At 37.2% G+C, this 23834-nt stretch carries 23 protein-coding genes; 13 read left to right on the top strand and 10 right to left on the bottom strand.

The genetic code is table 11. From position 1 onward, the window contains the following. Window positions 1-42: 42 nt before the first annotated feature. On the bottom strand, window positions 43-1146 hold the full coding sequence (locus CWD90_RS11420) for an SDR family oxidoreductase (RefSeq protein ID WP_103476194.1): 1104 nt from the start codon (window positions 1144-1146) through the stop codon (window positions 43-45). A 110-nt stretch (window positions 1147-1256) separates the two neighbouring features. After that, window positions 1257-2573: an adenosylhomocysteinase gene (ahcY, locus tag CWD90_RS11415; protein WP_103476193.1), complete on the bottom strand. Its 1317-nt coding sequence runs from the start codon at window positions 2571-2573 to the stop codon at window positions 1257-1259. 190 nt (window positions 2574-2763) lie between these two features. On the opposite strand from ahcY, the gene CWD90_RS11410 reads away from it, so the two are divergent. The 9 genes from CWD90_RS11410 (at window position 2764) to CWD90_RS11370 (ending at window position 9971) form a co-directional block, all read left to right on the top strand. After that, complete coding sequence (locus CWD90_RS11410; protein WP_103476192.1) at window positions 2764-3396, top strand: 4'-phosphopantetheinyl transferase family protein; 633 nt, start codon at window positions 2764-2766, stop codon at window positions 3394-3396. 150 nt (window positions 3397-3546) lie between these two features. Next, window positions 3547-3807, top strand: coding sequence for a hypothetical protein (locus CWD90_RS11405; RefSeq protein ID WP_103476191.1), 261 nt, complete (start codon window positions 3547-3549; stop codon window positions 3805-3807). After that, the gene (gene pnuC / locus CWD90_RS11400) at window positions 3791-4429 is read left to right on the top strand and encodes a nicotinamide riboside transporter PnuC (protein ID WP_103476190.1); all 639 of its coding nucleotides are present in this window, start codon (window positions 3791-3793) and stop codon (window positions 4427-4429) included. Before CWD90_RS11405 ends, pnuC begins: the two co-directional genes overlap by 17 nt. Next, a complete protein-coding gene (locus CWD90_RS11395; protein ID WP_103476189.1) occupies window positions 4384-4947 on the top strand; it encodes an AAA family ATPase in 564 nt (187 codons plus the stop codon). The genes pnuC and CWD90_RS11395 overlap by 46 nt, the downstream gene beginning before the upstream one ends. Next, window positions 4947-6485 (top strand): DUF4301 family protein, encoded by a 1539-nt coding sequence (locus CWD90_RS11390; protein WP_103476188.1) that lies wholly within the window; start codon window positions 4947-4949, stop codon window positions 6483-6485. Before CWD90_RS11395 ends, CWD90_RS11390 begins: the two co-directional genes overlap by 1 nt. Before the next feature lie 282 nt (window positions 6486-6767). Further along, window positions 6768-7079 (top strand): hypothetical protein, encoded by a 312-nt coding sequence (locus CWD90_RS11385; RefSeq protein WP_239986505.1) that lies wholly within the window; start codon window positions 6768-6770, stop codon window positions 7077-7079. A 397-nt stretch (window positions 7080-7476) separates the two neighbouring features. Further along, window positions 7477-7779: a hypothetical protein gene (locus tag CWD90_RS11380; RefSeq protein ID WP_157941205.1), complete on the top strand. Its 303-nt coding sequence runs from the start codon at window positions 7477-7479 to the stop codon at window positions 7777-7779. A 381-nt stretch (window positions 7780-8160) separates the two neighbouring features. Then, entirely contained in the window at window positions 8161-8463 is a 303-nt protein-coding gene (locus CWD90_RS11375; RefSeq protein WP_103476186.1) for a hypothetical protein, read from the top strand. Window positions 8464-8612: 149 nt separating this feature from the next. Further along, window positions 8613-9971: a sigma-54-dependent transcriptional regulator gene (locus CWD90_RS11370; protein ID WP_103476185.1), complete on the top strand. Its 1359-nt coding sequence runs from the start codon at window positions 8613-8615 to the stop codon at window positions 9969-9971. Here CWD90_RS11370 and CWD90_RS11365 read toward each other — a convergent pair. Beyond that, complete coding sequence (locus tag CWD90_RS11365; protein WP_103476184.1) at window positions 9946-12417, bottom strand: hybrid sensor histidine kinase/response regulator; 2472 nt, start codon at window positions 12415-12417, stop codon at window positions 9946-9948. The two genes, CWD90_RS11370 and CWD90_RS11365, sit on opposite strands and share 26 nt — an antisense overlap. Before the next feature lie 329 nt (window positions 12418-12746). On the opposite strand from CWD90_RS11365, the gene CWD90_RS11360 reads away from it, so the two are divergent. Beyond that, on the top strand, window positions 12747-14918 hold the full coding sequence (locus tag CWD90_RS11360) for a TonB-dependent receptor (protein ID WP_103476183.1): 2172 nt from the start codon (window positions 12747-12749) through the stop codon (window positions 14916-14918). A 145-nt stretch (window positions 14919-15063) separates the two neighbouring features. Here the strand turns inward: CWD90_RS11360 and CWD90_RS11355 are convergent, their stop codons facing one another. The 4 genes from CWD90_RS11355 to CWD90_RS11340 all read right to left on the bottom strand — a co-directional run bounded on the left by CWD90_RS11355 (window position 15064) and on the right by CWD90_RS11340 (window position 19381). Next, a complete protein-coding gene (locus CWD90_RS11355; protein WP_103476182.1) occupies window positions 15064-16440 on the bottom strand; it encodes a Gfo/Idh/MocA family protein in 1377 nt (458 codons plus the stop codon). A 59-nt stretch (window positions 16441-16499) separates the two neighbouring features. Further along, a complete protein-coding gene (locus CWD90_RS11350) occupies window positions 16500-17594 on the bottom strand; it encodes a DUF6807 domain-containing protein (protein ID WP_205161235.1) in 1095 nt (364 codons plus the stop codon). 58 nt (window positions 17595-17652) lie between these two features. Further along, entirely contained in the window at window positions 17653-18249 is a 597-nt protein-coding gene (locus CWD90_RS11345) for a 3-keto-disaccharide hydrolase (RefSeq protein ID WP_103476181.1), read from the bottom strand. Between the two features lie 325 nt (window positions 18250-18574). Then, a complete protein-coding gene (locus tag CWD90_RS11340) occupies window positions 18575-19381 on the bottom strand; it encodes a 3-keto-disaccharide hydrolase (RefSeq protein ID WP_103476180.1) in 807 nt (268 codons plus the stop codon). A gap of 308 nt (window positions 19382-19689) precedes the next feature. Here CWD90_RS11340 and CWD90_RS11335 point away from each other — a divergent pair, with 308 nt between their 5' ends. Next, complete coding sequence (locus tag CWD90_RS11335; RefSeq protein ID WP_103476231.1) at window positions 19690-20670, top strand: Gfo/Idh/MocA family protein; 981 nt, start codon at window positions 19690-19692, stop codon at window positions 20668-20670. A 6-nt stretch (window positions 20671-20676) separates the two neighbouring features. On the opposite strand, the gene CWD90_RS11330 is transcribed toward CWD90_RS11335, so the two are convergent. Beyond that, window positions 20677-21114 carry a Rieske (2Fe-2S) protein gene (locus CWD90_RS11330; protein ID WP_103476179.1) on the bottom strand — a complete coding sequence of 146 codons (438 nt, stop codon included), beginning with the start codon at window positions 21112-21114 and terminating at the stop codon, window positions 20677-20679. A 111-nt stretch (window positions 21115-21225) separates the two neighbouring features. Between CWD90_RS11330 and greA the strand changes: the two genes are divergently transcribed. Both greA and CWD90_RS11320 read left to right on the top strand, forming a co-directional pair. Next, a complete protein-coding gene (gene greA, locus CWD90_RS11325; RefSeq protein WP_103476178.1) occupies window positions 21226-21699 on the top strand; it encodes a transcription elongation factor GreA in 474 nt (157 codons plus the stop codon). Window positions 21700-21881: 182 nt separating this feature from the next. Then, window positions 21882-22274 (top strand): HIT family protein, encoded by a 393-nt coding sequence (locus tag CWD90_RS11320; protein ID WP_103476177.1) that lies wholly within the window; start codon window positions 21882-21884, stop codon window positions 22272-22274. On the opposite strand, the gene CWD90_RS11315 is transcribed toward CWD90_RS11320, so the two are convergent. Then, window positions 22267-22617 carry a hypothetical protein gene (locus CWD90_RS11315; protein ID WP_103476176.1) on the bottom strand — a complete coding sequence of 117 codons (351 nt, stop codon included), beginning with the start codon at window positions 22615-22617 and terminating at the stop codon, window positions 22267-22269. The two genes, CWD90_RS11320 and CWD90_RS11315, sit on opposite strands and share 8 nt — an antisense overlap. 4 nt (window positions 22618-22621) lie before the next feature. Beyond that, complete coding sequence (locus tag CWD90_RS11310) at window positions 22622-23770, bottom strand: sensor histidine kinase (protein ID WP_103476175.1); 1149 nt, start codon at window positions 23768-23770, stop codon at window positions 22622-22624. Window positions 23771-23834 lie beyond the last annotated feature (64 nt).

Raw genomic sequence — 23834 nt, 5'->3', positions numbered from 1 at the left:
GAGTGCTAAGTCTAGGAAAAGGAATTCCTTATAGCTTATTCGTTACCACTGCTGACTTCGGAAATTGTTCAATTTTGCAAAGGCAACCGTTTCAGACAAATAATCTACAAGGTTATAGCTAGGTATAGGTAAGATACTTTCTAAAAGTTGAGTGTCCCATTTATTGGGCTTCGAAGTCATATATGGGTGTAAATGTACTCCGATGGTTTCATAGTAAAACTCCTCCAATTTTGAAGAAAATCCTGTAGAGGAATTGATTTGTTCTTCGGTGAAACTAAAATTGGTGAACCCCACTACCTTTAATATTTTGGATATGCCTTTTATCATATTGGTTTCATGGGAATGAACAATGTTCAATTGTTGAATATCCTTAGAAATTACTTTTGCAATTACTTGAGCAGCATAATCGGTTGGGATTATATTTAGGCCGGTGTCCTCATTTGTGGTAATGCGTATAGGGTCTTTGGAGTCGCTATTGTGAAAAAACTTCGCAAATAGGTAAAAAACCATATATTTTGATAAGAAGTAATTTGGGCTTTCATTTATATTTCCTCCAAGAACGCTAGGTCGTAATATTTGAATGGGAATATTACTGTCTTTGCCCGATTTTAATAGAAACTTTTCAGAAGCATGTTTGGAAGCTTCGTAATGGTTGCGGTAATTGTTGTGTGTTATGTTGGAATAATCGTTGTCCAATAGTCCGCCAACATTCCCGGCCGCAAAAGCCGTACTTATATACACAAATTTTACAATATGTTCGCGATAGCTGTTGAAAATGTCTTTTGTAAATTGTAGGTTCTGTTTAAAAATTTCCTCCTTGGCCGCAGGGTCCGTAGATAGGTTTACATAACCAGCTGAATGTATAAAATAATCAATTTTATGGTCCCCCAAGAAAGATGTAGGCTTTAATAGATCTTCGGCATCGATCGTGACAATTTTATTCAGAATTTCAGGAAGATTTTTTTTTACATAATCAGAGGCAAAGTTACTTGACACCATATTTGCGATACGTTCTTTTGCGCTCACCGAAGTTTTTTTCCGTACAGGAAGGTATATGGTTTCAATGCTTTGAAAGCGGAGTTCTAAAAGAGAAAATAACAATCTAGAACCCAAGGTTCCAGTTGCTCCTGTTAAGAGTATGATCATTAAGTTTATGTGGGAATTAAAAAAACAAAATCCTTATCTGTTTAGGTAAGATAAGGATTTTGATCTATTGTAATAAAGGTGTCCAGAATCTTTCTATATCTGAGTAAATTCTAATACCTGTAATACTCCGGTTTAAAAGGACCTTTTACAGTTACCCCTATGTATTCTGCTTGCTCTGGTCTTAAGGTCTCCAGTTCCACTCCCAATCGCTCCAAATGTAAAGCGGCAACCTTTTCGTCCAAATGTTTTGGTAGCATATATACGTCATTCTTGTATTTATCACTGTGGTTCCAAAGTTCAATTTGTGCCAAGGTTTGGTTCGTGAACGAATTACTCATTACAAAACTTGGATGACCTGTAGCACATCCCAAGTTTACCAATCTACCTTCGGCCAAAAGAATAATATCTTTACCATCAATGGTATATTTATCAACCTGTGGCTTTATTTCATCCTTGGTATGGCCATAGTTTTTGTTCAACCACGCCATGTCTATTTCATTGTCAAAATGGCCAATATTACAAACGATAATCTTATCCTTCATCGCTTTAAAATGTTGTGATTGAATAATATCCTTATTTCCCGTGGTAGTTATAACGATATCGGCATTGCCAATAACCGTATCCAATCTTTTCACCTCAAAACCGTCCATTGCAGCCTGTAGGGCGCAAATTGGATCAATTTCAGTAACAGTGACTATGGAACCAGCTCCTTTGAAAGATGCTGCAGTTCCTTTGCCTACATCACCATATCCGGCAACTACCACTCTTTTGCCAGCGAGCATGGTATCTGTAGCTCTGCGAATGGCATCCACAGCACTTTCCCTACATCCGTATTTGTTGTCGAATTTAGACTTGGTAACAGAATCGTTAACATTGATGGCCGGCATCGGCAAGGTTCCATTTTTAACTCGCTCATATAGCCTATGGACACCGGTGGTAGTCTCTTCAGAAAGTCCCTTAACACCTGTAGCTAATTCTGGATATTTATCAAGAACCATGTTGGTAAGGTCTCCACCATCATCCAATATCATGTTTAAAGGCTGACGATCTTCACCAAAAAACAAGGTTTGTTCAATGGCCCAATTAAACTCTTCTTCGCTCATTCCTTTCCAAGCATATACAGGCACCCCAGCGGCAGCAATGGCCGCTGCAGCTTGATCTTGAGTAGAAAAAATATTACAGGAACTCCAAGTAACATCCGCACCAAGCGCAACCAAAGTTTCTATAAGGACGGCAGTTTGTATGGTCATATGCAAACAACCGGCAATACGGGACCCTTTTAACGGTTGTTCTTTTCCATACTCCTCCCTTAAGGACATTAGGCCGGGCATTTCGGCTTCTGCTAGTTCAATTTCTTTTCTTCCCCATTTGGCCAAGCTAATATCTTTTACTTTATAGGGTACGTAAGGAATAGTTTTAGTGCTCATATGTTTATATTTATTATACTTTAATTGGTCATATTCTCTTTAACAATAGACAGAGTATTAAGCAAAAATAATATAAATGAAGAAAATCTTGGATTACCTTATTTCTTCTGCGTTTTTATTTTTACTTTAGTAATAGAACAATTATCTTAATTTTTGCATTTGCAAAGGTAGTAATAACTTAAATAATCCAATGCCTCTTTACAAAACAATAACAGTAGAAGATAACGCTAAGGTCTTGATTTGGAAAGTTCAAGAAACGGAATCCCAACTTTCCGAAGGGATTGTGCTTACTCCGCATTGCCATAAACGCATGATGGGAATGAAGTCTGAATTGCATAGAAGGGGTTTTTTAAGTATAAGGCATTTGTTGGCAGAAGAGGGTTATGTTGATCATGATTTGTATTATGACGAAGCAGGAAAGCCGCATTTAAATGATGGTAAGTTTATCTCCATTACCCATTCGCACGAATTTACCGGGATTATAATTTCTGATTCAAAAGAAGTTGGAGTTGATATTGAAATGCAACGGGATAAGATTCTTAGAATTGCCAATAAATATACTCCTTTGGAGGAATACAAGACCGTGGCAAATTCAGATGCATTGGTAAGAAAACTTACCATTGTTTGGGGTGCCAAAGAATCGTTATATAAAATATATGCGCAACATGGACTTAGTTTTTTACACCATATAGATATTACCGATTTTTCATTGTCGGACACAGAAACTACAGGTACCATTCTGTATAAGGGGAAAACCTCACAATACAATATCATATTTTTGGAGTTTGAGGGATATACATGTGTATATGCTGTCAAAAATTAATGGATGGTCCATATTGGATTACTCTGACCTTTAAGTTACAATCAATTTCCCTAATTAAAATCTAAAAGTTTTAAACGGAAGAGGTAATTTTGGGCCCATATTTAGCGCCGCTACTTTTACGGGAATTGGCTGCGATAAGACAAATTAATCATGGATATTTCAGTAGAGCTTACCCTATCTTCTCTGCAAGACGGCTTCGAGGAGCATATTATTAATTTCATTAAAAATCTGAGGACCTCTGGCCTTACGGTTTTGGAAAACCCTTTAAGCACGCAGATTTACGAAGAATATGATCTGGTGATGCGGGTGCTTAATGCTGAGATTAAAACTTCCTTTGATTTAATGGGTAGGGGATTGTTAAAGATGAAAATTATAAAATCTGACAGAAGCGATTATGAACCTCATTTTTGATTGGATTTTTGCACAGTATCAAGATACGCCCACGCATTTAATAATTTTAGAAATGATAGGGGTGTTTTTTGGGTTTTTAAGTGTTTGGTATTCCATGCGCGAAAACATCTTGGTATTCCCTACTGGAATTCTCAGTACCGGGATATTCGTGTATATACTTTTGATTTTTGGGCTATTGGGAGACATGCTGATCAATGCCTACTATTTTGTTATGAGTTTATATGGTTGGTATGCATGGACTAGAAAAGTAGATGAGACCCATTTTATACCAATTACCGTTACAACTGCAAAAGAAAAAATATGGTCGCTAATTCTATTCGGCTCTACGATCTTATTCGTTGCCATGGTTTACTTGTTTTTTGATAAGTTTGATAGCTGGACAGCTTATGTTGATACTTTAACAACGGCGATTTTCTTTGTGGGAATGTGGCTTATGGCAAAGAAAAAACTAGAAAATTGGGTATATTGGGTTATTGGTGATGTAATATCGGTGCCGCTATATTTATATAAAGGGCTTATCTTTACGTCTCTGCAGTATTTATTGTTTACCATTATTGCCATTTTCGGATACCTTGCATGGAAGAAAAGTTTAAACAAGAGCCCTCAAATATTATTAAAGTAGTCCTTTTTGGTCCTGAATCTACCGGTAAAACAACCTTGGCTCGGGAATTGGCGACATATTACAATACGGCTTGGGTACCCGAATATGCAAGAGATTATCTTCAAGATAAATGGGACAAAGAAAAGAAAACTTGTGAGCCCAAAGATTTATTGCCCATTGCCGAGGGACAGATAAAATTGGAAAATTCCCTGACCAAAAAAGCTAAAGAAGTTTTAATCTGCGATACAGACCTTTTGGAAACCAAAGTTTATTCCGAAGCTTATTATTTAGGGTATTGCGATCCAATATTGGAAACCTATGCACTACGGAATACTTACGATATCTATTTTTTGACCAACATTGATATTGCGTGGGAAAAGGATGACTTAAGGGATAAGCCAAACGACCGTGAACGAATGTTTCTTTATTTCAAGGATACTTTGGAAAAATATAACAGGAATTTTATTATCTTAAAGGGTGATAAAAAAACAAGGCTTACAACGGCCACGAACCATATTAACCAACTACTGAGAAAATAATGGAATTAACGGAAGCAGACAAAAATCAATTAGAAAAGAAGGGTATTTCCAAAGAAAAAGTCCTAGACCAAATAGACACATTTAAAGAGGGTATTCCTTTTGTAAGGTTGGAAAAGGCAGCAATAGTGTCTAATGGAATTTCTAAATTTTCTGAAGCCCAGGAAGAAACTTTCATTAAAAACTTTGAAGATTCCAAGAATAAAATTTCACTATTAAAATTCGTACCAGCTTCTGGAGCTGCATCACGAATGTTTAAGGCGATGTTCAATTTTTTGGATACTTACGACCCAAAAACCGAAAAATTCGAGGTCTATTTGGATAGGACCAAGGATAAAGACGTTAAAACTTTTTTTGAAGGTTACGAGAAATTTGCTTTTTACGACCTTATCCTAAAGCGGATAGCTGGCAGAACAAAGTCTACGGATGAAGAAAAATACCTTTTCGTAAAGGAGATGTTGATGCCGGAAGGGTTGAATTTCGGATTTTACCCAAAAGGTCTTTTGTATTTTCATAATTATGGTAAGTATAGTGCAACTCCTTTCGAGGAACATTTAAAGGAGGCAGTTGCCTATGCACAGGTAAATAACCAAGCTAATCTGCATTTTACCATTTCGGAACAGCACGGGGAAATGTTCAATAAGGAATTTAAAACTGCAGGGGAGCGAGTGGCAAAAGACTCTTCAACCTCATTTACCGTAAATTATTCCTTTCAAAAACCCTCTACTGATACCATTGCCGTGACCTTGGACAATAAGCCGTTCCGAAATTCGGACGACACCTTATTGTTTCGGCCGGCGGGACATGGGTCATTGATTGAGAATTTAAATGATCAGGATGCGGATATTATTTTTATAAAGAATATAGATAATGTTGTTGCCCCCAGATTGTCCGGAGTGGTAGCCAAAAGTAAAAAAATATTGGCTGGATTACTCTTGGAATTGCAAGCCAAGACTTTTGAATACGCCAAGGCATTGGACGAGGATAATCTTTCTTCCGAAAAACTCGAAACTATAAAATTATTCTTGGAAAAGGACCTCAATGTGCGTTTTTTGGATAAATACAATGGGTTTAGTATTGGTCAACAAATAGAAATCTTAAAGGATAAGATTAACCGGCCCATTCGCATATGTGGTATGGTAAAGAATGAAGGTGAGCCTGGAGGGGGTCCATTTTGGATAAAGGACACCCATGATCATATTTCACTTCAAATAATTGAGTCTGCCCAAGTTGACATGTCCAACCCGGAGCAGGTAAGTATTTTAAAGAATTCTACTCATTTTAATCCGGTAGATTTGGTATGCGGCGTTAGAAATTATAAAGGAGAGAAGTTTAATCTATTAAATTTTGTGGATGCCAAACAAGGTTTTATTACCCAAAAAACCAAAGAAGGTAAGGATTTAAAAGCCTTGGAATTGCCCGGACTATGGAATGGGGCCATGGCCTTTTGGAATACCATATTTGTGGAAGTTCCATTAGGTACCTTCAACCCAGTTAAAACGGTAAACGATTTGCTAAAACCTGCACATCAAGTAAAATAGGATTGTAGCCAGAATATAGTTTGTGTCCCCGACCATTTTTGTCAAGGAGATACACTTGTCGGCTGATTAAAAGTTTAGGAATGTATAGTACCCAAAAAAGTGTATAAAGATTATACACTTTTTTGGGTACTATACATTTTTACACATTCCAAATCATTGACAATATTACTTAACTATTTGATTGTAAGTTACTTACATATAATATATCTTTAATTTAAATATTGGCACAATTTTCCTTCTATCCTTTTCACAAAATTAATATTCACACAAAATATAAGAGATATGAAAAATGATATGAAAAGTTTTGTTTTCGCAACAGCGTTGGCAATGGGAAGTTTAAGCCCTGTATTGGCAGCTCCTCCAATTTTTCACGATGGAATTATGGAAGTAATTATGGCCCAAGATTTCACAGAAATAGATGTAGATAAATTACCGGATACAATTACCAAAGCGTTGGAGAAAGACCATGCTGGGGCCGTAATAAACAAAGCATATGTGAACGAGGAAGATAAATACAAATTGGAGGTTACTTTTTCGGATGGAACCAATTCTGAATTGTATGTTGATTCCGAAGGCAACTGGATCGATATGTAATGCATTAAGTATGTAGTTACTTTAGTTATTTGAATTAGTAGGGCTGCCGTTTGGCAGCCCTTTTTTTTGTGAACCTGTTAACTGCTGCTTACTTTGTTACTACAAGAAAAGTATCTAAGGTTAACTCCTTATCGATCAAATAATAATGTCCTTTATTGGAATATTATTAAGGGCTTGGTTACCCTTTAAGCGTTTTTGGAATCATTATTAATATGCTCGCCTTAATGAAAAGGTGTGTAATTTTAACACAGTTCATGTCTGTAATACCCAGTATTACCCAATTATTCATTGGCTACCCGGCTAATGTAAATAACTGATAATCATATAATTATACTTTATTTTTGATTTTGGTATTGTTTTCCTATAGGTTATGGTAATAATATTTAAAATTAGAATCATGAGAAAGTTATTTTTTGGAATTGCCTTATCGTTGACTAGTCTTGGAGCTTGTGCCCAAGAGAATAAAATAGTAAAGGTGGATGTTACAGAAATGAGCATTGCCCATGATAAATTTTCCGAAGTACAGACTACAGAGTTGCCAGTGGCAGTAACAAATGCCATCGGGACCTATTATCCTTCAGCGGTAATCAATAAGGCATTTGTGAACAACTCCCAGCAATTTAGGTTGGAACTAGTTTTGGTGGAAGGTAAAAGGGGTACTGTTTATGCTGATAGGGATGGAGATTGGATTGAAAGATAGCAAGTGCTATTTATTTTAATATTGTAAGTACAGCTTACGGGTATGGGATCGTTTATAGCGATCCCATTTTTTTTATAGCTCTTTATAAGGAATTGCATTGTTCCATTCATGAAAATTGAATAACCTGAGTAGTTACCTTAGAAATTTCGCGTACAAGTATTAGCGGTCGTAACAAAGGGTAAGTTGGAAAGGATATATACGAATAGTGTTTAGTTTTTACCCATTAAAATTTGGTGATACCCAAAAATACACAGTTCAGAAATTAATTTTAATTCTATAACTAGCTTATTAATAGTGTGTTGTGCTTATATTAAAGAAATTATTTTTTGTGGTATCATATTTTCTATACCTATAGCAAGTTTAACTATTAAAATGAAAATCATGAAAAAATTATTTTTTGTAGCCGTATTATCATTAGGAAGTCTAACAGCATTTGCCCAAGATGCGGAAGGGGTAGCAGGAGAAGCTACTCAAATTGGTGTAGCTCAGGACGACTTTTCTGAAATAGAAACTAGTAATTTACCAGAAGCCGTTGCCACAGCGGTTTCGACTGATTATCCTTCAGGGACCATCAGTAAGGCTTATGTAAATAAGCAGGAGCAATATAAGTTGGAAGTAAAATTGGAAGATGGAACAACTGGCACATTATATGCTGACAAGGATGGCAATTGGATAGAACTATAGTATAACTTGAGTTATTTGTTTTGTATCAAGTTGGTTTGGTAAGAAGGGGATTGCGTTATGCAATCCCCTTCTTTTTTATGATAATTTATAGGGGCAAATAACTTTCTTATGGTATTTTTACTATTCATTGTAAATAGTAATAGAATTGTATGCCCAAGCTCCTTATCATTGAAGATGACGCCGCTTTCTGTCAGATGCTTCAAAAGTTTTTGATTAGAAACGAATATGAGGTAGATGTTAGTTTTACGGCCCAAGATGCCAAACTTAAAATTAAGGAAACCATTTATAACCTAGTATTAACGGATTTGAGACTTCCCAATTATGATGGACTACAGCTTCTATCCGATATAAAGGGCATAAATCCTAAAACCCAGGTAATTGTGATGACCGGTTATGCTGAGGTAGGCTCAGCAGTTGAGGCTATGAAAAAGGGCGCCTATGACTATATTTCCAAACCTTTTACTCCAGAGGAGATTTTAATGCAGATCAAAAGTGCATTGAGTCAAGAAGTAAAGCACCAATCCAATAATTCGCCAAACGAAAACAATAAATTAGGAAGTTCCGAAGGCGAAACTCAAGAAAATAAAGTGGTAGCGGGTATAAGTGAGGCCTCTAGAAAATTAAACGAGTATATTAAACTTGTAGCTCCAACGGACATGTCCGTTTTAATTACCGGAGAAAGTGGTACGGGAAAGGAAGTCACTGCACGCGCAATACACGACAACAGCAAGCGAAAGGGACTTTCATTTGTAGCTGTAGATTGTGGGGCTATTCCCAAAGAAATTGCGACTAGCGAATTCTTTGGACATATCAAAGGTAGTTTCACAGGAGCCGTGGAGGATAAAATAGGGCATTTTGAAGCTGCCAATAAAGGTACTTTGTTTTTGGATGAAATAGGGAACCTTTCTTATGAAAACCAAATTCAATTATTAAGGGCACTACAGGAAAGAAAGATTAAAAGGGTAGGTAGTACCAAAGAAATAGATGTAGATGTCCGTATTGTTACCGCAACCAATGAAGACCTGACCGAGGCCGTTGAAAATGGAACTTTTAGAGAAGATTTGTTTCATAGAATCAATGAATTTTCTGTTGAAATTCCGTCTCTGGAGGACCGCTTTGAAGATTTGCCACTATTTGCGGATTTCTTTTTAAGGAAGGCCAATCATTCTTTAGGTAAAAAAGTGGAAGGTTTTTCTGAAGATGTTGAGAAGATATTTAAGCAATACCATTGGCCGGGAAATTTACGCGAATTACAGAACGTAATTAAAAGGGCTGTTTTGTTGACCAACGGCGATTTTGTTGAAAAAGAGGCCCTGCCCAAGGAGGTCTATAAAAGCAAGGTAAATAGTGAGAAAATCGACAATTTTTCGAAGGCCGACTATGAAAAGGAACAAATAGTAAAAGCCCTTAAGCAATCAAATTTTAATAAATCCAAAGCCGCGAAATTGCTTCAGATTACTAGGAAAACTCTTTATAACAAAATCAATCACTATAATTTGGACTTGTAGCCAAATACGATTTAATAGCCAAAATTAAAACGGTAGATTTATTACTAAGATTCCTATAGGTTTGCTTTAAAATCTTAGGGTCTATTTGCCCAATTTTCAAGATTTCCAATTCATCCAAAATGGGCACTATTTCTGTACTATTTAATTGTCTGAACATAGGTAGCATTCTATGGGCAACAAGGTTGATTGTCTTGATATCCAAATCATCTACTGCTACTTTTAGTTTTTCAATGTTAGCGGCAGTATCGGAGACAAAGGTCTGTAAAACTTCAGCTATACCTTCCTCATCATCGCCTAAAAATGAGGAGATGACTCCCAAATTAAATAAGTTGGAACCAGAAGAGATATCTGTTTTGATTTTATTTTCGGGTTTTTCGTGTACAGCTTCGGGGAACAGTTTGGTCAATACTTGCATGAACATTTCTTTGGTAAAAGGCTTCTGAAGGATATCTGAAAAACCTGTCTCAAAATAATGTTCCTTTTTTAAGTCTTTTCTACCGGTCATGGCTACTATTGGTTGACCGGTATAATGTGAGTACTTGCCGTTTTGTAATTGGCTTAATACCTCAAAACCTGTAATATTGGGCATTTGTATATCGGTCAAGACCATATCGTAAATAAGCTCTTCCCTTTTTAAAATATCATGAAAGTTATTATAGGTATGTGCTGCAAGGCCCAAATGTTGACAAACTTCTTTTAATAATTTTAGCATGGCCGGATCATCATCTATGATGAGAAGTGAAAGTTCCATTTTTGGGCGAATTTCAATTTCCTTGGGAGACATCAATGGCTTTTTTGATATTTCGAAAGGAATTTCTATCGTAAACGAGCTACCTTTATTTTCGTCACTTCGGAGACTGATCTTCCCGCCTAAAAGTTCTGTGAGTTTTTTCGAAATGGTAAGTCCTAGCCCATAACCGCCGTATTTTTTATCGGTATTGTCCTCCGCTTGGGTAAACTCCTTAAAAATGTGTTCTTGTTTTTCCTTTTTAATGCCAATTCCCGAATCCGTGACTTTAATAAGCGTTTGATACTTTCCGTTGGTCTTACTTACTACAACAGCTTCTACTTCTATAAAACCTTCTTTTGTAAATTTATAGGCATTGGCGATAAGGTTGGTCAAAATTTGTCTTACCCTAAATGGATCTCCTAAAATAGTGTTCTCCAATTGGTCGTCCAATTTTACAATAAGTTCTATAGGTTTTTTGGAATTTATTTCCTTAAGGTTTTCCGCAGTTTCCCTAATTAGGTCAGAGAGAATAAAAGCGGTCTTGTCTACTTTTAATTTCCCAGCTTCTAGTTTAGAAAAATCCAATAGATCGTTGACCAAGCTATCCACATATTTAGATGCTGATTTTACATTTTTTAAATAGGAAACCTGTTTACCCGTAAGTCCAGTAGTTTCCATAAGTTCGGAATAACCGGTAATAGTATTCAATGGGGTGCGCAGGTCATGGCTTACCGTAGAAATCAACTGTTCCCTACTTTTTAAAAGTGATTCAGAAAACTTTTTTTCCTTTTCTAATTGTTGCCTGTATAGTTGGACCTTCCAATAATCTTTGGTAATCAAAAAAGTAAATAAGCCCACTATAGCAAGGCCAAGTAAGCTGGCAAAACCAGCAAGGCGAATGCTTCTCTTTAGAGCGGTTTGTTTTTTGAGGTTGTCATTGTAGGATTTTGTGATAACCTCCTGCTCAAAGGCCGAAATAATACTGCGCAATTGTTGGGAGATTTCCAAATCGGCCCTACTTAATTGTAATTCCTTCTGCGCTACAGAACGGAGGGTTTTGGTGTTACTCTGTTTGGCCTCGGCTAAAAGTGATTTGGACACGGTTAACACCGAATCTACCCTTTGTGAAACTGGAATGTTACTAGTGTCTTTGGGCACATTTTCACTCAGATATTCGGCCCATTTTTTTATAGTATTCTGTGTATCGGAAGGTAGGGTTGCATAATTTGGATTTAAGCTTTCCGGAGTTATTTTTCCAAGAGATTCCTCTATTCTACTAAATTCTTTTAATGCATTGTCTATGGAACTATTGGATTCGTTTTTTCTTTTTAATCTCAGGAGCTCGTTGCTGTTGAACACCTTTTTTTTAAGAAGTCCTTGCACACTGTCCAACATATTTTTATGGTAGTCAATATTGGTAAGTAATTTAAGGGAATCAATGGTAACAAAAATGGAATCAATTTTTTGGGCATAGGCAGTAAAACTTTTGGGAGTCTTTTTCTGAAGCGCTAATTTGGAAAGACTTTCTGCCTCATACAATTCTGTAAGTAAGGAACCTGTTTTAAGTAGTTTAATATCGTTTTCAGAAGCCGTATCGGTAGACACCAAAACTTTTATTTCGGTAAATATAAAATAAGCCACCACTAGGGTCAAGATCCCCAGCATTAAGTAGCTGAATATTATTTTAATGGTGAATTTGTTTTTGGTTTTGTTCATCAATAGTTCCAGTATTAGCAGGTACTATTCTAAAGTACGTATTTCAGGTTCTAATGGCCTACAAATAAAAGTTAATTATTTATCACTTTTTACTATGAAATTAGATTTGTCGTATGTAAATTTGCGCCCGTCTCAAAGGGGTGCTTGTTAAGTCAGGCTGAGATTATACCCAAGGAACCTGGGCAGGTAATGCTGCCAAGGGATGCGAAAATCGCGTTTTGGAATTTCCAACGTTTTATTTCCGATACAATTATGTTATCGGGAAAAAACAAAAATCAAATTTTTAACAAGAATAATAGCCCCTTTTATTCGTAACAAATGTATTACGGATGAAAACTATGTTCACAACGGTCGCTTTATTTGCGACTGCACTTTCGGCCTTTGGCCAAGAGAAACCCAAAGATTCTTTGGAAGGTAAAGAAATTGCCTTGGATGAAGTATTGGTATCCGCTGTTAGGGTAACCAAGCAGTCACCGGTAACCTTCTCAAACTTGACCAAGGAGCAGATCAAGCCTAGGAATTTAGGACAGGATATTCCTATCTTAATGAATTTTTTACCTTCAGTGGTAACTACTTCCGATGCCGGGGCAGGTGTTGGTTACACGGGTATTCGTGTTAGAGGTAGTGACGGATCAAGAGTAAACGTCACCATTAATGGTATCCCCTACAACGATTCGGAATCTCATGGTTCTTTTTGGGTAAATATGCCCGACTTCGCTTCTTCCACAGAGAGTTTACAATTACAACGAGGGGTTGGCACATCAACAAATGGATCTGGAGCTTTTGGGGCCAGCTTAAATTTGTTGACCGATGTCATTTCCAACGAGGCCTGCGGTCAAATTTCATCCTCCATGGGTAGCTTTGGGACACTTAGGAACAATTTGAAATTTAGCACGGGCTTGCTCAACGATCATGTAGAAATAGCGGGACGATTGTCTAGAATAATTTCTGATGGTTATATTGACAGGGCTTCTTCAGCCTTGGATTCTTATTTTTTGCAAGGATCATATGTTGATGACAATACCTTGATAAAAGCATTGTTGTTTGGTGGCCATGAGGTTACTTACCAGGCGTGGAACGGTATAGATGCTGGAACCCTGGAATCTGATAGAACCTTTAATTCTGCAGGAATCTATACCGATGAAAATGGAAATACCCAGTTCTACGATAACGAGGTGGATAATTATAAGCAAAATCACTTTCAATTACACTGGAACGAGCAAATAGCCGATAATTGGAATACGAATTTGGCTTTGCATTATACCAAGGGAAGGGGGTTTTTTGAGCAGTATAAGGAAGACGATGACTTTAGTACCTATGGTATTGAGCCCATAATGGTAGATGGGGAAGAAGTGGATAAGACCGATCTTATAAGAAGACGCTGGTTGGACAATGATTTTTATGGGACCACTTTTTCCGTAAACTATAGTCCTGATAATTTAAATTTAATTCTTGGAGGAGGTTGGAACAAATATGAAGGAAGCCATTTTGGAGAAATTATTTGGGCCCGTTTTTCAAACAATAGGGATTACGAAGACAGATATTATGATAACAGTTCCACAAAAACGGACCTCAATGTCTTTGCTAAGGCAAACTATCAGTTCAGCGACCAATGGAGCGCTTATGGAGATTTACAGTACCGGACCATAGGTTATAAGGCCAACGGGGAAGACACTGGGTTGGTAGATGATACCTTTAATTTTTTCAACCCAAAGGTTGGGTTTACCTATGATTTAAATACCAATAATAATTTTTATCTGTCTTATGCCAGAGCTAATCGAGAACCCAATAGAAACGATTATGAAAGTGGAAGCCCCAAGCCGGAGAAGTTGAACGACTATGAGTTGGGGTGGCGGTACGTCTCTGCGGATATACAGCTGAATACCAACGTGTATTATATGCGCTATAAAGATCAACTGGTACTCACGGGGGAACTAAACGATGTTGGCGCTCCTTTGCGCGCTAATGTGGGTGATAGTTATCGCTTAGGTCTTGAAGTAGATGCCACTATAGCTTTGGGAAATCAATTTAAAGTACGGCCCAATATTGCATTGAGTGATAATAGGAATAAAGGTTTTGTGTTCCAGCGTGATGGTGATTTGGAAGAACTTGGTGATACCCATATTTCTTTTTCGCCAGCTATTATTGTGGGGAATGTTTTTACCTACCAACCTAAAGAAAATGTGCAATTTAGTCTGTTGACCAAATTTGTTGGAGAGCAATACATGGGCAATATTGATTCCGAAGGCTCTAAGTTGGATTCGTATTCCCAAACCGATTTTAACGTGCAATATGAAATAAATACCAATAGCTTTATCAAGAGTATTGTGCTTTCTGGATTGGTCAATAATATTTTTGATTCATTGTATGTGTCAAACGGATACTTTTATACTTTTGATGATGACTATTCTGTGCCAGATACGGTTACTACCATTGAAGGTGCTGGTTACTATCCTCAATCCGGAATCAATTTCCTCCTTGGGGCAACTATTAGTTTTTAGAATAATATAGCTATTAAAAAAAGTGTACAAAAACTAAAACCCCGATGTTGGCCAATTCAGCTAACATCGGGGTTTTATAATTTTATAATCTACTCCCATTGATGGAATTTTACAATTCCAAAGCACTTATTTCACGGGTAGTATATTATACGTTTTCCGGAACTATATATGGATATCTATATTTTCTGGTAAGCATTAAATCTGCTTCTTCATTACCTATAAACTTTTCAAACTCCCCATTAAATTTTAGGGTGTCTCCAAGCTTGTAGGCAATATTTGCTATTAGTGGCAGCACAGTGGACATGTGTCCTTTTTCAACATCGCAATTTAAATCATGTCGATTTCCAGAGCGGACTCCGTCAATAAAGTTTCCATAATGTCCGTTGCTATCTGGTGCGGTCAAAAATGAAGTATCTCCTCCAACTGCAGCGCCTCCAGCCATTTCAGAACCTGCAAAGGGTTCTGTTTCCTTACCTTTGTATGCCTTCCAAGTAGAACCATTTACTTCCATCCATCCTTCTGTACCATAAAACATATTGCCAATTTTGATGCCCAAATTTGCCTCATGGTTGGTATACCTGCCACGGGTTTCAAATTCCAACATCTTGCCATCTTCATATTCAAATACGGAAGTTTGTGTGTTCGGTGTTTCTTGTGAACATTCTTGGGGAGAAAATCCAAAAATCCCTCCCATGGACTGTACTTTTACAGGGTGTACTTTTTTGTTTAGTCCCCATCGTGCAATATCAAATTGGTGTGGGCCTTGATTACCAGTGTCACCGTTGCCTGTAGCCCAATGCCAATGCCAATTGTAGTGTCCCTTTTTTTCATTATAAGGTCTATAAGAGGCTGGGCCTAGCCAAAGATCATAGTTCAAAGATGGCGGTGAAACGCTATCTGGGGAAATTCCGAAGGAATCTCTAGGCTTAAAACAAGTACCTCTAGAAAGGAATACATCGCCAATACCGCCATTGTGTAAGAAATCCATAGCCTGCATAACATTGCTTATAGATCGATTTTGAAATCCGACCTGGACCACTCTATTATATTTTCTTGCCGCCTCAACCATTTTCCTACCTTCCCATACATTATGTGAACTAGGTTTTTCTACATATACATGTTTTCCAGCTTGACAGGCCCAGATGGTGGCTAGTGCATGCCAATGATTGGGAACTGCTATAACTACTGCGTCTATTTCCTTGTCCTCGAATACACGGCGCATATCTTCTTCCGTGCCTGGCTTGTTGCCTTTTTGGTTTTTGGTGGCAGTTTGTACATTTTCGCTCAAAACTGAAGAGTCCACGTCACAAACGGTTTTAATTCTCACTCCATCATTGTACATGTTGGAAAAATTGTCCAATAAATTACTTCCACGGCCTCTTACGCCAATAGATCCCAGAATTACCCGATCATTGGAACCTATAATATTTCCATATGATTTGGCTGAAAATGCAGATGCTCCAACAACAACACCTGTACTTGCAAGGGTGGTTTTTTTGATAAAATTTCTTCGGTTGCCCATAACTACGATTTAATAATATATATATGTTATTTTATAATAATATGATGTTTAAATATTGGTTACTGCTTGGAAAATTGGGCGAACTCCGAATCTAGATCAGCCTTGGCCAAAGTCTTGCTGGCTACCACAATTCGATGCTTAAAGGTTACATCTTCACCTATATTGAGGGTAAGGTTCAAAGTTTCCTTACCGTCACTAAAGACTTCCTGTCCTAAGGGATTGGCAGCAAAAAGACCGTAGCCACGAGTATGCCAATAGGTAGGATACCCGGCATTTGAGGTATGGTCTAAAATAGCCAGTGAAATTTTTTCATCGCCTATGTTGGATCTTAAATTTACCCAGTTAGATCTTTTTCCCCAACAATCGTCTCCCTCAATATTTTCACTATTAATATAGTTCCCGTTAACACCTTCGTTGTTTAGGACTGGAACACCAGTAGGGATTCCATTTGAATCGGTAAAAATATCGGGTTTGTTAGAGGGATGTTCCAATTCCCGCGTTACCCTAATACCAAGTACTCCCTCTTTATTGTCCTTAAATACTACTTTTTCGTTAGGAGCAGAAAGATTGGTGATGCGATCAATGGAATATTGATCGTGATCGCCCCTAAAGACAAAAGTGGTATTTTCTTTTAATAAAACTTTTCCTTCGGCCGATATCCAATCCATAGCCACTTTAAGACGTGCTTCCTCATTGCCGTCTTCCATGGCTAAAATTTCTTGGTGCACTATAGTCCCATAGCTTCCCCTTTTTTCTATTTTTATGGAATCTGAATTGTTCCAAAAATCCAATCCATTAACATCTCCATAATTAAACCATACCCCTACGTGATGCGGATGGTCTACTCTTTCACCCACAGACGGTTCCAAGGGATATTTTCTTGTAATTTTAGTTCCCTTTGGGGTTATAAGTGGGTATAGTACTGGTTTTTTAATGTTGGTGGGATAAATATAGGAGGTAAACAGATTACCATCAATAAGGACATCTACTTTTTTATCTTGGTCATTACGGACTAGTTTTATTCTTTTTTCAGCTTTGGGCGCAGAGTTGCTATCTGCGGTTTTATCCGTCTTTGCCTGTTTGCAGGATACCATAAGGACAAGGGCTATAGCACCGCATAAACCAGATTTAAGAGTTAATGATTTTGTATTCATATGTTTTGATCGATATTTGAATTAGGTTAATTTATTTATTCCCTGAAATTATATTCCCCTACATTTTTCCGATTTTGATATTTCGGAAGCTGGTGGTCATCTCTGTGTTTGGATGAAGTTGTAACCCTATGGGACCAGTTTTAACATAATTGTCCGAGGTGTAGCTCATAACGTGTTTGCCGTTGAGCCAAACTTCATAATACCCGGCAATAGCAATTACCTTTATAGTATTCCAGTCCTTAGGCTTTAGGATGTCCTTAACGTTAAGAGCCTCTACCGGATACCCTTTACCAGCAATATAGGGAGAGCCGGTCATGTCTCGTTTTAAGGAACCAGAAATACCCATTTGTATCTGTTGTGTATCGTCCCTAATGAAGATTCCTGTATCTATAGTACCTTCCTCGTATTTGAAGTCGGTTTCTATTACAAAATCGGTATATTCCTTATCGGTCCATAATATGGATCCCTTTTTCTCAGGGCCACTTTTGGCGGTTAATATGCCATTGTCCACAGTCCACCAAGTATTGTTTTCAGGAGCAACCCATCCCTTGAGATTTTTTCCGTTAAATGCACTTTTAAGTACTGGGTCCTGAGCAAACACGTTCAGTGTAATAACACTCAGTATAAAAAACGTAAATACAATTTTAGATTTCATATTAAAGATGTATAAAGGTTATACTAATAAAAAGGGTTTGGGCATTTACTGCCGATAAATCAGTTTTCAAAAGATTAAGTAGTACATAAAATTATGGTCAAAATGCAACCATTTTCTATAAAACTATCTAAAAAATATATTATTTTCCAACTTTATTCGCAAAAATTAGAGGTAAATGTAGGGATTGGTAAGATACCATTAAGTTGAGTTAAGAAACGTGCATTTAAGACTCGTTAATCTTCGGGTATTAGCCAATCGCACCATATGAGTAAAGCGAATAGGCCAACCTGTAATCAAGGGCGATTGAATTTCCCTGCGGTACGTCCTACAGACTTTTAAGAAGAATGTTTCTATATTCCACTTTCATTGGTGGCCCTACGTGTACTTGTAGCCCTAAATATCCGGACGATTTTCTGTTTATGGAATCATTATCAATTACATCACTCATTAAAATACCATTGATATAATGCTGTAATCTGTTGCCCTTAATTACTAAACGGCACGCGTTCCAATCCTCACTTTTTATTTTAGTTTTTAAGGAATCAATATTGCCCAATGAAGACAGCACTTCTCTGGTTTGCCAGGCATTCCCCTTTACATTGGATCGTAAGGAACCAGGTTCCTCTGGATTTTCTTGTGAACTTATCTTGGCTTTTTCCCCCCTATAGGCTAAAGTAGTTCGTTTTCTTTCTTCGTAATTTTGACCGGTATAGGAATTTTTCCCATCAATATCTGCCTGATATCCTCTTAGGGCAAATGGTATGGTATCCAATCGTTCACTTCTGTAGTTAATACCACTATTTCCTGCCTCAGCAATACGGAATTCCAACTTTAATTCAAAATCAGCTGGTTGACCGCCTTGCCATATGATAAAGGTATTGGTTTTAAGCAAGGTGGTGGGGGTAACTTCTCCGACCAAATTTCCATTTTCAACGCGCCAATAGGAAGGATCGGCATCCCAACCAGTTAAAGTTTTTCCATCAAAGATGGGTGCAAAGCCATCACTCTTCATTGTCAAATCCTGGGTTTGTTCCTCTGTTTTGGTTTGTGCCTTCTCTTTACAGGATTGGAAGGATATACACAAAACAATAAGTATTAATGCGATCCATCTTTGCAATTTAAATTTTCCCATTTTATAATTTATGAACGATAGTTAAAATAAATATTTATTGAATAGGTCAAGGCCATTTAAACTGACTTTAAAATTAGCATGAAGACCAGATTAAGAAATGTTTTAATATTGAAAAGGGGAAGTTTTTATCCGCCTTTTTAATCAATGGCGACTAAAATACACTCTTTTTGTCTTTATTTGTTAAAAGATTGAGATATTCTTGAAATTTTTGAGGATTGCTGTAGAGTAGGAATACAGTTTAGTTTTGCACTCACTATTTTTTATTTATCAGGATTGCTAAAGTCGAATAGTTCAAATTAATGAAGATTATGAATTACCCTAAGCCCATTCGTTGGGGAATAATTGGATGCGGAGCGGTTACCGAGGTTAAAAGTGGACCACCTTACCAATTCACTGAAGATTTTCAATTAGTAGCCGTAATGCGTAGGGATGTAGAAAAAGCAGAGGACTATGCAAAAAGACATGGCGTTTCTAAATTTTATGGCAGAGCGGAGGATTTAATTATGGATCCAGAGGTGGATGCTGTTTATATTGCCACCCCTCCTGATACACATAAATATTACGCATTAATGGTGGCCGATGCCGGAAAACCATGTTGTGTGGAGAAGCCTATGGCACCATCCTATGAGGATAGCTTGGTAATTTATAATGCATTTAAGGAGAAAAAATTGCCACTATTTGTCGCCTATTATCGGCGCTCATTGCCTCGATTTCTAAAAATAAAGGAATGGTTGGACAATAATGAAATTGGAAAAATTAGACATATTCGTTGGCATCTCTCCAAACCACCTAGTCCCGAAGATCTTCAGAAATCATATAATTGGCGGACTGATGCTAAAATCGCCCCAGGGGGATATTTTGATGATTTGGCCAGCCATGGTTTGGATCTGTTTTCGTTCTACTTAGGTGATATCGAAAATGCTTTTGGGATCTGCACCAATCAACAACAATTATATACGGCAAAAGATGCCATAACAGCTTGCTGGATATACAAAAATGGCGTAACAGGGGAAGGTAGTTGGAATTTTGGCACGGCAGAAAGAGAAGACAAGGTAGAAATTATTGGTAATAAGGGCAAAATAATATTTTCTGTATTTAATGAAGAAGATATCATCTTGTCCAATGAAAAGGGTATCGAAAATCTTTTTATTGATCACCCTAAACATGTGCAGCGGTTTCATGTAGACAATATAAGAGCTCATTTGTTCGAAAATAAGAAGCATCCTTCTACAGGGAGTTCCGGATTACATACCAGTTGGATAATGGATAAAATCTTAGGACAGATCTAATGGTCGTTAATTGGAAATGATCACGGTATTGCCACTAAAGGTAGCACGGTAAAAAAGTAGATCGTGATAACGCTTGCCGTCTTCGGGCTTGTTCATTAGTTGCCCAGTAAACAAATTGTATTCATAACCTTCACATGAGCAAGTAACCAATTGGCCTTTTAGTGTCATCGTGGAGCAATTACTGGGCGCATGGTTGGGGCAACTTGCCTCCCAGGCCAAATAGGAATTAAAGCCGGTATTGATAACAAATGCACCTCGAGTACCAACTGCGGCGTTTCCTACATATACGGCACTTCCTGTATTGGTCAACGGGCTATATAGGGGTAGGTTTAATTTAAGGTCGAACCTAAAGCTAACTTCCTGTAAATAAGGATTTCTGTTGGTTGTGTTTTTGTCACAGGCCAATAAAAAAAAGAAAAGTAATATCCCTAATATGCGTTTCATATGCCTTTGCCTATTTAAAAAACTTAAACAAAATTGAACAAAATTTATGTATATTTGTCTTAAATCCTCTTTAAATAAAGAGGATTTTCCTATTTATTTAACGTAGAACTTATGAGCAAGGTATCTTATTATACAGCAGAAGGGCTAAAAAAATTGAGAGAGGAAGTAAATCACCTCAAGGATGTTGAGCGTCCAAAAGCTTCCCAAGCTATAGGTGAAGCTAGGGATAAAGGGGATTTGTCGGAAAATGCGGAATATGATGCTGCCAAGGAGGCACAAGGTCTTCTGGAGATGAAAATTTCTAAGATGGAAGATATCTTGGCTAATGCTAGATTGATAGATGAATCGCAATTGGACAATTCGAAAGTGTTGGTATTATCAACCGTTAAATTGAAGAATTTGAACAATGGAATGGAAATGAAATATACCCTTGTTGCGGAAAGTGAAGCTGACCTAAAGACGGCAAAAATTTCTGTAAGCTCCCCAATAGGGAAAGGGCTTTTGGGCAAGAAAGTGGGGGATACCGCGGAAATTACCGTGCCCAACGGAACTTTGAACTTTGAAATATTGGAAATTTCTAGATAACCCATTTTACTATACAACATAAGTCCCCAGTTGATTTTTTCAATTGGGGACTTTATTTTTAATGAGGTGCCTAATAGAGGTATTGCTCAGAAATATAGCAGACCTTATACACACAAAAAATTATTTGAGGGTGTGTTTAAAATTTTTGCATTATCTTTTAAATTGATTTAAAGTTCAGAAATATGCCATCTATTTTTACAAAAATCATCAATGGTGAAATTCCCTCTTATAAAATTGCCGAGGATGAAAATTATTTTGCCTTCCTAGATATTAATCCCAACGCTTTGGGACACACATTATGCGTTCCCAAAAAAGAAGTGGACAAACTCTTGGACCTGGACGAGGAAACTTATCTGGGGTTAATGGCCTTTTCAAGGAAAATAGGCTTGGCTATTGAAGCTAGTGTACCTTGCAATAGAGTGGGACTGACGGTAATAGGCCTCGAAGTTCCCCATGTACACGTGCATTTAATTCCTCTAAACGGAATGGGGGATGCCACCTTTCAGCATAAAGCATCTCTTGCTCCAAAGGATTTTACGGATATAGCGGAAAAAATCAAGTCCAATATTAAATAATGCCCGCTAAATAAATATAGACCCCAGCGGCGACTACGATTATTAGTAATAGGGTTAAAACATAAAATAGAGTAGTAAAACGTATGGATGCACGATCCGGGTCGGTCATTTTTTGATAGTATTCATAAACGCGCTCTATGTCCGCGGTCCAAGTTACAGGATAGATGATAGAATTACATTTTTTACATTTAATATCATGGTTCACATCCTTAGTGGTTCTATCATAAAGTCGCCCATACGTATGTCTTTGATAAAAAGTCAACCTTAAATCCTGGTTAAAACATTCGGGACAATTGTTCGTTAAATCGGCCTCTTTTATTATAACTAATTTCTCCTTTGCCATCGCCTTAATTTTTTACTTTAAAAGTAATTTGCATTATGGTACCCTCCTTCGTGGATGTTAGTACTTTAATTTTGCCTTTGTGGTACTCTTCCACAATTCTTTTCACCAAGGAGAGGCCTAGGCCCCATCCCCTTTTTTTACTGGTAACCCCCGGATTAAATATCGTCTGAAAATTCTTTTTTGGGATTCCTGCACCTGTATCGGTGATTAAAATTCTAACCCAATTTCCGTTGGGAATTATTTCTATGGCAATACTGCCTTTGCCTCTCATAGCATCTATACCATTCTTCACCAAGTTCTCTATGGTCCAATTGTACAAGGCCTTGTTAAGAAGTACTGGTACATGGTCTATTTGGGAATTAAATGAAAAATGGATGAGTTTGGAACTTCTTAATTTTAAATAATCAAAGGCACTCTTCGTCTCTTCAACGATGTCGTGCTCTTTAAGGATAGGTAATGATCCGATCTTCGAAAAGCGTTCGGTTATTGTTTCCAATCGGCTTATATCCTTTTCAATTTCCTTGGTAATTTCTGGATTAATATTTTCTGCCCTCAATAACTCGTTCCATCCTAAAAGGGAAGAAAGTGGGGTGCCGATCTGGTGAGCGGTCTCTTTGGCCATACCCGCCCAAAGTTTATTTTGTTCCGATGTTTTATTGGTCTTAAATAAGAAATAGATTACCGTTCCAAATAGGAAGATAATCAACAAAAGGGCAATAGGGTAATATTTCAACTTATTGAGGACCTCAGAATTCCCATAATAAAGTGTGGCCAAATTTTCCCCCTTATATTCTATGGAAATCGGCTTATTCTCTTCTTTAAATTTATTTATTTTCCCATGGATAAATAAAGTGTCCGTTTTTTGGATGCTCGGCATGTTGTTCACTTTTATGGTACTGTCCTTGTTTACCAGTATCATGGGGGTAGAGGTGTTGTTCTGAAATATTTTGATATGCAGATTGCCTGGATCGGCATCTACGGGAAGTGATAAAAATTCAGATTGTGCAGTTGCCCAAATCTCCATTTTATGGCGTTCTTCTTCCTTGAACTTCTTAAAGAAACTGTTAGTGTTCCACAATATTAAACTTACAATAGCAAAGGAAGCTATTAATAACAGTAGGTTCGAAGTTTTCTTTTTAGGACTAAAATCCATCCAACTATAAAATTATACTTAAAGATAACGCAATTTGTACAAAGATATTCTATTTTGATATCTA

The organism is Arenibacter catalasegens (assembly GCF_002909235.1).
Taxonomy (GTDB): Bacteria; Bacteroidota; Bacteroidia; order Flavobacteriales; family Flavobacteriaceae; genus Arenibacter; species Arenibacter catalasegens.
Note: the sequence above shows the minus strand (reverse complement) of the source record. Positions and strands in the feature narration are given on the sequence as shown.

Coding starts and splice junctions, on each gene's coding strand:
- CWD90_RS11420 (WP_103476194.1), bottom strand. CDS start 1,146: ATGATCATACTCTTAACAGGAGCAACTGGAACCTTGGGTTCTAGATTG.
- ahcY (WP_103476193.1), bottom strand. CDS start 2,573: ATGAGCACTAAAACTATTCCTTACGTACCCTATAAAGTAAAAGATATT.
- CWD90_RS11410 (WP_103476192.1), top strand. CDS start 2,764: ATGCCTCTTTACAAAACAATAACAGTAGAAGATAACGCTAAGGTCTTG.
- CWD90_RS11405 (WP_103476191.1), top strand. CDS start 3,547: ATGGATATTTCAGTAGAGCTTACCCTATCTTCTCTGCAAGACGGCTTC.
- pnuC (WP_103476190.1), top strand. CDS start 3,791: ATGAACCTCATTTTTGATTGGATTTTTGCACAGTATCAAGATACGCCC.
- CWD90_RS11395 (WP_103476189.1), top strand. CDS start 4,384: ATGGAAGAAAAGTTTAAACAAGAGCCCTCAAATATTATTAAAGTAGTC.
- CWD90_RS11390 (WP_103476188.1), top strand. CDS start 4,947: ATGGAATTAACGGAAGCAGACAAAAATCAATTAGAAAAGAAGGGTATT.
- CWD90_RS11385 (WP_239986505.1), top strand. CDS start 6,768: ATGAAAAATGATATGAAAAGTTTTGTTTTCGCAACAGCGTTGGCAATG.
- CWD90_RS11380 (WP_157941205.1), top strand. CDS start 7,477: ATGAGAAAGTTATTTTTTGGAATTGCCTTATCGTTGACTAGTCTTGGA.
- CWD90_RS11375 (WP_103476186.1), top strand. CDS start 8,161: ATGAAAAAATTATTTTTTGTAGCCGTATTATCATTAGGAAGTCTAACA.
- CWD90_RS11370 (WP_103476185.1), top strand. CDS start 8,613: ATGCCCAAGCTCCTTATCATTGAAGATGACGCCGCTTTCTGTCAGATG.
- CWD90_RS11365 (WP_103476184.1), bottom strand. CDS start 12,417: ATGAACAAAACCAAAAACAAATTCACCATTAAAATAATATTCAGCTAC.
- CWD90_RS11360 (WP_103476183.1), top strand. CDS start 12,747: ATGAAAACTATGTTCACAACGGTCGCTTTATTTGCGACTGCACTTTCG.
- CWD90_RS11355 (WP_103476182.1), bottom strand. CDS start 16,440: ATGGGCAACCGAAGAAATTTTATCAAAAAAACCACCCTTGCAAGTACA.
- CWD90_RS11350 (WP_205161235.1), bottom strand. CDS start 17,594: ATGAATACAAAATCATTAACTCTTAAATCTGGTTTATGCGGTGCTATA.
- CWD90_RS11345 (WP_103476181.1), bottom strand. CDS start 18,249: ATGAAATCTAAAATTGTATTTACGTTTTTTATACTGAGTGTTATTACA.
- CWD90_RS11340 (WP_103476180.1), bottom strand. CDS start 19,381: ATGGGAAAATTTAAATTGCAAAGATGGATCGCATTAATACTTATTGTT.
- CWD90_RS11335 (WP_103476231.1), top strand. CDS start 19,690: ATGAATTACCCTAAGCCCATTCGTTGGGGAATAATTGGATGCGGAGCG.
- CWD90_RS11330 (WP_103476179.1), bottom strand. CDS start 21,114: ATGAAACGCATATTAGGGATATTACTTTTCTTTTTTTTATTGGCCTGT.
- greA (WP_103476178.1), top strand. CDS start 21,226: ATGAGCAAGGTATCTTATTATACAGCAGAAGGGCTAAAAAAATTGAGA.
- CWD90_RS11320 (WP_103476177.1), top strand. CDS start 21,882: ATGCCATCTATTTTTACAAAAATCATCAATGGTGAAATTCCCTCTTAT.
- CWD90_RS11315 (WP_103476176.1), bottom strand. CDS start 22,617: ATGGCAAAGGAGAAATTAGTTATAATAAAAGAGGCCGATTTAACGAAC.
- CWD90_RS11310 (WP_103476175.1), bottom strand. CDS start 23,770: ATGGATTTTAGTCCTAAAAAGAAAACTTCGAACCTACTGTTATTAATA.